We start from the raw sequence: 10,018 nt of genomic DNA on the forward strand, positions 1-10,018 counted from the left end.
TGGCAGACCGCACTTCCATTTTAAGCAAAGGGAGTTTTTCTGTCATCATCATCGACATAAGTCTTTTTTCGAACCACTCGCCTAGCGAGTGGTTTTCGTTATACAAAAAGGCTGTTGCGAAAACACATCGCAGCAGCCTTTTTGTATTTAGGATGAAAAAATGGCCCGGTCAAAATCTCCTTGACGTTCTGTTGAATTTAGGCCCTCCTCCGAAAATACTCAATCAGAATCTCTTTGATGTAGTGGTATCTTCGGGCATAGGTATTTTCTACTCGTATCAGCTCAAAGCCGTGGTCCCGACAAATTTTCTCTTTTTTGCGGTCCCGCTGCTGGACGATCGGGTCATCTTTATGTTCCTGGCCATCCAGTTCAATGGCCAGAATCGGGATGAGCTGCTGGCGGCCCTCCCGCTGATACACCACAAAATCAAACCTGCCGGTATAAAACAAATCGCAGTAACTGGGGTTATTCTGAAACACATGGGAAATCGCTACTTCGCGCCGCACCGTGTACCGTTTTTCTGAGAGGAACACATTATCCAGCGCATGATTCAGCGTTTGCAGGAAGGCTTCTTCCGTCTCGGTGCTGTAGGGCTTAATCCCCAGCGCCCGGGATGCTGCCGGCTTGGGGGACACCTCTGACACACCATTGCTCCGGACGTATTTCACCAGATCATACAGGTCATCGTCGGTTTCCGTCCCATGCAGGCGTTCCAGCTCCTGGTGGTTGGAAAGTAAAATCAACTGGTCTTTCGCCCGTGAGGTCGCCACATTGATCAATTCCTTATTATTTTTCAGCCACTGATAAGTCTGAAGCCGGGTTTGATTGGTAAGGGCCAGTGAAAAAATCACCACATCCTTTTCGTCCCCCTGAAAAGAATGAACTGTCCCGCAGGTTCCGTTGCTGTAATGTTTTTCGGTCAACATCTGCTGGATCAATTCCCGCTGCCGCGCAAAGGGCGTAATAATCCCCACGGATTTTTCCGGGTATTTATTCAGATACCGGTCGATCAACTCCACCTCTGCCGGGGCAGTATTCTTCTCTGTACTTGTATCATGGGGCAGGTTCACATAGAGCAAGGGCCGTTCGTTTTTCCCTTTGCTGGCCACCTGCAATTTTTGATTGTAGTACTTCTTATTGTTGAACGCGATGATTTTTGGATCACAGCGATAGTGATACCGTAAAAGCACCTCATCGCTAATCGAATCGCAGGCCAAAAAGCAGGTATAGATGGAGTTTCGGATGTAATCGTACTCCTCCCCCACATGGTATCTCTTGCGCAGCACTTCATTATCTTTGGGATCAAGAAGAATCACAGGCCGAAGCTGCTGCGGGTCACCTACCAGCATCAGCGAGTTCCCCCGTACAATCGGCACCAGAGAGACCGCTGTATTGCACTGGCTGGCCTCATCCATAATCACCATATCAAAAGCCGGTTCGGGGTCGCCCAAACGCTGTGCAGAAATACAGGTCGTTGCCACAAAAGGGAAAATACGCAGGAACTTTTTCAGATTTTCTTCTTTGGATAGGTAACGATGAAAGGCTGTCACTTTTACCGATGGATCGGCCTCGCTGTAAATGATGGACTTTAACTCCTCATTTTTCGGCTCACCCAAACGACGAATGTACTTTGCCGAAGTGTAGTAGAGGTACTTTAAAAATTCCTGTTCATTCTGGTCCAACAGGGCCAGCGCATCCTCTGTCGTTACGGTTCCCCTGCGTTTCAATTCCGCTTCCACCTTCGGGAGTTGACCGGTCTGCAATTCAAACTGGAAATTCATGTGGCTGCGGGCTTCCAGCAGCCGCTGGATCGTCTCCCGACGTTCCTGTAAATCTAGGATCTCGTCGTATCGTTCCAACAGCTCTGTCAGACGCTTCGCCCGTTCCACCCGCTGGTCATGGTTACGATCCAGCGTCTTTTCAAAGACAGTAATTTCCTGACAAGCTTCATACATCTGGCGGATTTCTTTTAACGCCTGCTCAACGCAGGCACTATTCCCCAAACGAACAATGGGAAACGGAATTTTCTGGCCTTTGTACTCCAGGCTTTTCAGCTTATCCACCACGCCATCGATGGGGTGATTGTTGTAAGAGGCAAACAAAACAGTCCGCTCGTTAAAAAACGCCGTGGTCATGGTGTTTACGATGGTATTGGTCTTGCCGGTGCCCGGCGGCCCCTGGACATAGGCAATGGGATACCGCATCGCATTGTTGATGGCGAGCATCTGGTCCAGGTTGATCTTATTGTTGATCAAGGCCAGCGGAAAGGATTTTCTTCTGCGGGGCCGCGCCACCATCTGCCGGAAAAACGCTTGAATGGGAGGCGTTACGCCTTCCCCCTCCGGCGCATCAAACATCCGGGAAATTCCGCGGTACTCATGTTCCAGGTCCACCAAAACATCCCGCCCGATGGCCACAAGATAGGGCATATCATCCACGCCCTGAATCCAGCTGCAGGTTTGGGTCATGCGATCCTTAATTTCTTCTGCGTTCTCTTCAAATTCATCCAGCAGCGCATAGTCTTCTGCATCCAAGAAAGCATGTGCGCTCACCTTTACTCCATCCAGCGTAAACTCCCGGCAGACCACAACTTTATCCACCGGCCGCAATTCACGCTTTTCAATATCCAGTCCCAGGGGCTGATACGCTAGCACATACAATCCACGATCTGTATGAACACTGAGCAAGTTCATCCCCAATTGCCGGATCTGACGCTTTTTTCGGCTCAATTGGTATTCGATCCGGTTCTGAAAATTCCGTACAATCTCCGCAAATTGTACGCCATTCAGGGCCAGCACACCCTCTTGAAGCCGATCCTGATCCAGCTGCGAAATCAAGGAATATTCCGTCTTGTAGGGCGTGCTGTCCAGCTTATGACAATCCACCAGATATTCCAGGACCCGAAGATTTGCCGTATTCCCAAAAAGGGTCTCATATTTATGAGGATTTTCCATGATATCCTGAATCAGCGCTTCGTTAATCTCGCACCAGGAACCTTCAATTACCTCAGCGGAAAGAATCCGTTCCACTCGGATATAAAGCTCCTGCACCGTCAGTCTGCCTAGATGCAGCCCATCCACCCGCATCTGTCCATTCTGCGGAGAAAGGGTTTTAACCGCAATCCAGTATTTTGTAATTTGCTCGGTTTGATTTTTATAAGCAATACTCAGCCATTTGCCTTTGTGGATTGCCTCAAAAAGCGCCTTTCCTATGCTGTTCATATTCATCTATCCTTGCGTATAGGGTTTTCTTTATTGTCACAAAGTAATCCCATAAAATCCGAGTGTTATCTTTGCCCTATACAAGCTGCCTCTTGTATCTCTGCCATACCTTTTATTTTAAGCTCTGCTCAGAATATTCTTTCTCTGTTATATATAATCTTGAAAGTGTGATCACATCTTCAGGTGCATCAGCGATATAGACTTCGCATCCTTTTTTATGCTCATCATCCCAAGCTATATTGGTAATCACAAAGCCTTTTAATGAACTTTCTGAATACAGGCTAAATTCTGCACCAAGCAGAGAAGCCGCAATTGGACCTTCCTTAAATTTATATGCTATTTTTTCCTTTCCTACAAGTTCCTCTAAAGTACTTTCTTTATCCACAGGAGTATATCCCCCCATATGAAAATGATCAAACGGATGCTTCCATGTAAGTTCTTTTTTGTCTATAAGAGTCACACATAATTCTTTAAATAATTGTACATCTTTTGCTGGAAAAGGAGCCGATGGCACAAATTTCACTTGTAATTTTTTCTCCAATTCGCGTAAAGCAGACCAGAAATTTAATGCTTCATCAATTTGTTCAGGAGTCAAATTTAATGTATCACTTTTCTGCAACAAGGCATGCCCATTTATGCTTCCCGTTCCATCCGTCAAACTTTTAAATAATTGAAGTGCTTCAACAGCCTCTTCTACGTTACGGGCTTTTGCCGGAAAAACAGAAAATACCATATGAACCGGGTGTGCTGCACTTGTATATGCTTTCTCTTTGGATACATCATCAGCCAGCGGATCAAAATAATATATCTTAATTTTTAGCGCCGGATAGTCAATATTTTCAAATTCTATCTCTGCAATATTATCGTAAGCTTGCTGTTGAATCGCAATAGGAATTTTTGTCCCCGTTGCACTTTCAAAATCAACCATGATAGGTTCCGGTAATTTCTGAGGATACATTTGTGCTTTGGATATTGTAACTTTTTCCTTCTGCAACGGACTTCCAAATGTATTCTCAAGAGGAATAACTTTATCCGAATTTCCAATTTTTGAGTTTTTAACAGGAATTGGCTTTTGCAATCTATAAAAATAAGACCACCAGTTTACAGGCGGGATTAATTTCAGCCGTTCAATCAGGTAATCAGATAGATCGAGTTGAGCAGTAAGTCTTAACTTGTCTTCTTGATTTTCTGGTCGAGGAACTACCATGTAATCTCCATTCTCATCTTGGCAATACATCAAGTTGCTCGGAAGCTCACTGTTAAGATAATCTAAGACTTCAGCCGATATATTTTTATTCATATTAGCGCTTTTCCCAAAAGCATCCATAAATTTTGACATTACAAAATCACCTCACATTTACATATTTTCCGAGAATTTTTTGCTAACCTCTATTTTGGAAACAAGCAAATATTTCTCATCTTCATTAATATTCAAATTCAAGATGGTATCAATTGTCCTTTTTGCCGCACTCTCATCTGGAACTATAATATATCGCACTTCTGACCATTCAAAACAAAGCCAGCATTCCTTATGATTTGCCAGTATTTTAGAATACTGATTCTTACCTTCTTCTGAGGTTTCATGTGGCAATAAAACTAGATGAAGATTACCAGGGAAATTATCTGATGGGATAAATCGCCACTCACACTCGTCTTGATATATGTATGGTCGAACAGTTCCATCTTTTTCTATATTCTGTTTCCATATTGGTTTCATAAATAGCAATGTGCTAAACAAGTAATCAAGAAGCTTTTCCTCTCCCTCAATTAGATTTTTGTCGCTTTTGTAATACATACGGAACGCTTCTTTAAAGTCATCCATAAGAGGTGAATTTGAATTAATATAATGAACAGGCTGAATCCGATGCATGCGTAGCATAACATCTTTATCTATTCCAATTCCATATTCACCATAGCGAGACATATGAGATGAAACTTTTGAAAATGGGATATCACAAAAGCAAGTCATAGGAAAGCATATTTGGCTTAAACCATCTATCCCTAAATAGTCAACCGGTTCGATCACATACCGTGGAATAATTGCTTGGTTTTGCAAAATCATATTAAGGAATCTTTGCTCTTTCATATAGTTGCAAAGAACATTTGAACTATTGGTCCAATTCAGTTGGAACTTTGTTGTACCACCTATTAATTCTTTCTCCATATAATTTTCTCCTCGAATTTCAACTCTGTTTATATACTTTATATAAAATTTTCACAGAAATCATGTGTGTAAAGATTTAAATTAACTTACCGAATATTATGTCCGAGGACAGAAGGCATACTGGTCGATCTCATTCACCGTGATCCAACGGATATCGTTGTGCTCCAGCTTCTGGGGTGTTCCCTCCCGGACGGTCGCATGGAACAGGGTCAGATGCACCGTCAGGTCCGGTATTCATGGATCACGTCCATGAATACTTTGCCCACTTCCAGGGTAATGGCCAGCTCCTCCTGGCACTCCCGGATGAGCGCCTGTTCTTTGGTCTCCCCCGGCTCCACCTTTCCGCCCACAAACTCCCAGAACAGCCCTCTGGCCTTGTGGGCCGGGTGCTGGCAGATCATAAATTTTTCTTTGTCCCAGATTAGAGCTGCCACGACTTCAGTCATATAATTTTCTTCGCTCATTTTTGAATGAACGCAATGACAGCATCTAAATTGTCTAAAATAAATTGCTGCGCCGATCTATTATAAACCACAACTGTATAAGGTCCTCTTAGGCTCTGCCGCTCCTCGGTGGAAATACCAATATCAATTCCATGATCCGTTGGTCTCCGGACTGTTTTCCCATCATCTTTCACGACCAATTTCAAAAATCCAGTTTCCATAAGCCAATCCGCGATCTGCTTATAAGTCAGTTTTTTCATCTCCTCCGGCTGAATTAACGCGTTAATTCTACGTTCAATTTCACTGATTGGAATAGGCAGCTCCGAATATTCAAATTTTTCTCGACTTTCGTAATCCAGCTGGAACGGAACCTTGGAAGATTTATTTTTTGACTGAGAAATCCCCTTATTTTCTACAACTTGCCTCAAGAGGTCTGACACGTAAAAAAGACAGCGAGATATCTTCACATTATTTATGATATCAGAATCTGGCACCTCTTGATTTGTCAATGGATTAATTCCGTTGGCAAGTTTTTCTATGTAACTCTTTGCATAGGCAATCTTCTCCAGCTCGGTCATCGCGATTCTCCTTTATCCTACAACCTGCTTGTTTGTCTTTTTCAAAAATTTTGCCTGGATTGGCCGATCCAGTTTCCAGGTAATATTCATGGGCCGGCTCCCCTCATGTTTTACATAGTTTGCAGTCCCCAGGAAGGTATACGCCTCCGCTCCACCGCTGATCCGATCCGTTTTGAACTCTCGGACAAACAACAACACTTTGCTCCCGCGTTCCCGGTGGTGAATATACCGTTGCCCTGTAGGAGAATCTGCTGCTGTAATGCTCTGACTCTGCCAATGGAACAGGCTCTCGTTGATGGAGTAGTCCTTGTACATGGTGGTTGGCGAATAGTCCTTATCGGCTTTATTCAGCGTCACAAAGAACACATCTAGTTGCTTTTCTGGCAGCCACTTGACCCCTTCACGCACGGTTGCCGGTTTTAGGAAATCCATTGCAACCAGCAACTGATCCCGGGTATAGGTACAATGAAGATCCAGTGGGCAGTCAAACCCCAGCTCCACCGGCTCGTCTATAAAATCGATCTGTTCATACCGATACCGGAGTAGGCTCAAAAGCTCCTCCAGCGGAACAGAGCTATCCGAAAGAGCATACAGGTTGTCCAGCACTTCATCTGCCGCCCAGTCCTCTGCAGCCTTGCCCCAAACTGTCACATAGAACATTTGGAGCATCCGCTGTTCCCTCTCGCCCAGCGCCGCAAAATCCACATCATCCAGATGCGGGAGAAGGTCCAGCAAAAAGCGAATCCACCGCCGGGAGTCAATGATAGCCAACCGTGCAAAAGCTTTTGTAAGCAGATCCTCCAGCGGTTCGCTGAAATCCTCAATAACGTCTGCACGAGCACAAAGTCGGGAGAAAGAAGAGAATTTATAAATCGCTCTGGGGTCCAGGTGGTAATAGTCCAGAAAGTTTGCCAAGGTCAGCTCCAGACCGCTATCTTCGGTGAAGCTAGCCACCCGGGAAACAAGTCCTGCGGTGTTGCCATAGGAGGCTCGAATGTTGTCCAAAATATATCTGGCGGCCTTCTTTTCCAGTTGGATATAGCACCCTTTCGGAGCAGAGACAAATCCGTCCTTGATCTCACGGGTCACACTGCGACTTGTGTTCGAGAGCAGCGCTGCAAACTTATCCTCAAAACGATACCGCTTGTTGGCCTGGCCGATGAAATCCAGCACTGTCAGGCAGTCTTTCCCCTCCGCAAGGCGCAACCCACGGCCCAGCTGCTGGAGGAAGATAGTCAAAGACTCGGTGGGCCGCAAAAACAGGACCGTGTTGACCTCTGGAATATCCACGCCCTCATTGTAGATATCCACCACGAAAATAAACCGAATCTCACCGCTTACCAGCTTGCCCTTAGCGGTGTTTCTTTCCTCATCAGTGGATTTACCAATCAGAAAAATGGACGGAATTCCGCGCTGGTTAAAATAGCGGCACATGAACTCAGCGTGCTCAATAGACACGCAAAAGCCCAGTCCTTTGACCTCGTCGATATCGGTCACATACCGGAGCAGGGAGCTCACTACCAAATCGGCGCGTCGATTGGACACAGTGCCGCTAAGGGTATAGAGATTGGAAAGCTCTCCTTTGTCGTAGCCGCCAGCACTCCATTTCAACGTGCTCAGATCCACCGTATCAGTCACGCCAAAATATTGGAAGGGACACAACAGCTTGCGGTCAATGGCCTCCGGCAGACGTATCTCCGCCGCTATGCGATGATGGAAGTAGGGCAGAATGCTTTTGCCGTCCATACGCTCCGGGGTAGCGGTCAAGCCCAACAGAATTTTCGGGTTGTAGTAGGACAACAATTTTTGATAGGTGGGCGCCGCTGCGTGATGAAACTCGTCCACTACGATATAGTCATAAAAATCCGAGGCGGTCTTTGCGGTAAAATCTTGGGAATTGAACGTCTGAATGGAAACAAACAAATGGTCGATGCTCTCCGGCTTATAATTGCCTACGAACAGCTCGCCGAAGTTGGCATCCTTCAACACCGCTCGAAAGGTATACAGACTCTGTCGCAGAATTTCTTCCCGGTGGGCAATGAAGAGCAGCCGATGGGGCTTTCCGGGATTCTGTTTGCAAAACCGTTTATAATCCAACGCCGAAATCACCGTCTTGCCCGTACCGGTGGCAGCTACCACCAGGTTGCGGGTATATCCTCGGATGGTTCGCTCCGCCTCCAGCTTATCCAAAATTTCCTGCTGGTAAGAGTAGGGCGTGATGTCCATAGTGTAGAGGGCGGCGTTCTTGGAGTCAAAGTATTTCTCCGCTTTCAGTGCTCGGGCCAGCCGTTCCTTTTGCCCCTCCGAGTAATACTCAAATTCGCTTGCGTTCCAGTAGCTCTCGAACGTAGCAGCAATCTTGTCGATGGTCTCTGGCAGATCTCTGCGGGTGACCTTTACATTCCACTCCAAACCACTGGAGATGGCTGCATTGGACAGATTGGAGGAGCCCACATAGGCAGTGGTAAAACCTGTGTTTCGGTAAAAGACGTAGGTCTTTGCGTGAAGTCGTGTGCGCTTGGTATCATAGCTGACCTTAATCCGGGTATTCGGCAGAGCACGCAGTTCCTCAATGGCTTTTAGATCTGTAGCTCCCATATAGGAAGTGGTGATGATCCGCAATTCGCCGCCATTTTGGGTAAACTCTCTCAGTTCCTCCATCAAAAGTCGAAGGCCACTCCATTTGATAAAGGAGACCAGCATATCAATGCGATCAGCAGAAACGATCTCCTTTTTCAGTTCTGTGTACATCTGAGGTTCCTTGATGGCGCCTGTAAACAGACTACTCCGGGCAATGGATGTCTCCGGCCGGCTCAAGCTTGCAGCCGTCTTTCCTGCTGCCAGCCGAGGGTCTTGCTGCCTTAAAAGCGCAAGAAGCTGCTCTGCCCGCTGGTCAACATGCAGCGCAGCAAAGTCAGCTTCTTGCGTGGTATTTTGAATCAAGGTTACGATCTGGTTGACAAGCCCGATCTGCGCAGAAATATCCCCCCCATTGTCCAGCAGATTCTCCATTCCTTTCTGCACCACATCTGCTAGATATTGTGCTAACGCTTTCGAGGCCTCTGCCCTATCAATGGGCGCAATGGACTTGCAGGCCTCGGGAATTTCCAAAAGCTCGCTGTTTAAAGCCTGATTGATGATCTGTTCGTAAAGGCCGGGTGATAACATGTCCCTTCACACTTCCCCTGTGATTCCTGCAAATAAATTATAAATTCAGTATAACCGTGATTCCAAAATCTGACAAGGATTTTCTCAAGTTAGCATAGAAAATAGTGCGCCACATAACATCCAGTGATCTGAAACCCCTTAAACCGAAATTTCTGTGAAGGGCGAAAAAATAAATTATGCTCCTTTTCATTGAAAAATGAACCGCCCCATATTGTGCGGACAGTACAAAAAAGAGGCCTGCAAGGGGTAGAACAAGCGAATCAAAGACTGGCCTGGCGAAGCGAGAGCGGAGCCAGGCCAGTCTTTGTCTGGAGCCGCTCGTGGTTATAGAAGTAGATGTACTCGTCGATCAGATCGTTGGCCTGCTGAAATGTCTTGAGCTTTTGGCGGTAGATGCATTCTGTTTTCAGGATACCGAAAAAATTTTCGGCCATTGCGTTGTCA

At 46.0% G+C, this 10,018-nt stretch carries 6 protein-coding genes and 1 pseudogene; all 7 read right to left on the minus strand.

What is annotated here, in order from left to right:
* Window positions 1–197: 197 nt before the first annotated feature.
* The gene (locus B5F27_RS14830; RefSeq protein ID WP_087368869.1) at window positions 198–3,221 is read right to left on the minus strand and encodes an AAA domain-containing protein; all 3,024 of its coding nucleotides are present in this window, start codon (window positions 3,219–3,221) and stop codon (window positions 198–200) included.
* 112 nt (window positions 3,222–3,333) lie between these two features.
* Window positions 3,334–4,560, minus strand: a complete 1,227-nt coding sequence (locus tag B5F27_RS14835; protein ID WP_087368870.1) for an abortive infection system toxin AbiGii family protein — start codon at window positions 4,558–4,560, stop codon at window positions 3,334–3,336.
* Between the two features lie 18 nt (window positions 4,561–4,578).
* Window positions 4,579–5,385, minus strand: a complete 807-nt coding sequence (locus tag B5F27_RS14840; RefSeq protein ID WP_087368871.1) for an abortive infection system antitoxin AbiGi family protein — start codon at window positions 5,383–5,385, stop codon at window positions 4,579–4,581.
* 96 nt (window positions 5,386–5,481) lie between these two features.
* Window positions 5,482–5,831 (minus strand): annotated as a pseudogene (locus tag B5F27_RS14845) ((deoxy)nucleoside triphosphate pyrophosphohydrolase).
* Window positions 5,832–5,845: 14 nt separating this feature from the next.
* Window positions 5,846–6,406, minus strand: coding sequence for a hypothetical protein (locus B5F27_RS14850; RefSeq protein WP_087368872.1), 561 nt, complete (start codon window positions 6,404–6,406; stop codon window positions 5,846–5,848).
* A gap of 12 nt (window positions 6,407–6,418) precedes the next feature.
* Window positions 6,419–9,574, minus strand: coding sequence for a DEAD/DEAH box helicase (locus B5F27_RS14855; protein WP_087368873.1), 3,156 nt, complete (start codon window positions 9,572–9,574; stop codon window positions 6,419–6,421).
* Window positions 9,575–9,834: 260 nt separating this feature from the next.
* Window positions 9,835–10,018 (minus strand): IS3 family transposase (locus B5F27_RS14860; RefSeq protein ID WP_144066548.1); only part of this gene is annotated, 184 nt, incomplete at its 5' end.

Origin of the sequence: Faecalibacterium sp. An192 (genome assembly GCF_002160175.1) — a bacterium.
GTDB lineage: Bacteria > Bacillota > Clostridia > Oscillospirales > Ruminococcaceae > Faecalibacterium.

Bases quoted from the DNA above. Each gene is read 5' to 3' on its own strand.
- B5F27_RS14835 (WP_087368870.1), bottom strand. From the start codon at position 4,560: ATGTCAAAATTTATGGATGCTTTTGGGAAAAGCGCTAATATGAATAAA.
- B5F27_RS14840 (WP_087368871.1), bottom strand. From the start codon at position 5,385: ATGGAGAAAGAATTAATAGGTGGTACAACAAAGTTCCAACTGAATTGG.
- B5F27_RS14830 (WP_087368869.1), bottom strand. From the start codon at position 3,221: ATGAACAGCATAGGAAAGGCGCTTTTTGAGGCAATCCACAAAGGCAAA.
- B5F27_RS14855 (WP_087368873.1), bottom strand. From the start codon at position 9,574: ATGTTATCACCCGGCCTTTACGAACAGATCATCAATCAGGCTTTAAAC.
- B5F27_RS14850 (WP_087368872.1), bottom strand. From the start codon at position 6,406: ATGACCGAGCTGGAGAAGATTGCCTATGCAAAGAGTTACATAGAAAAA.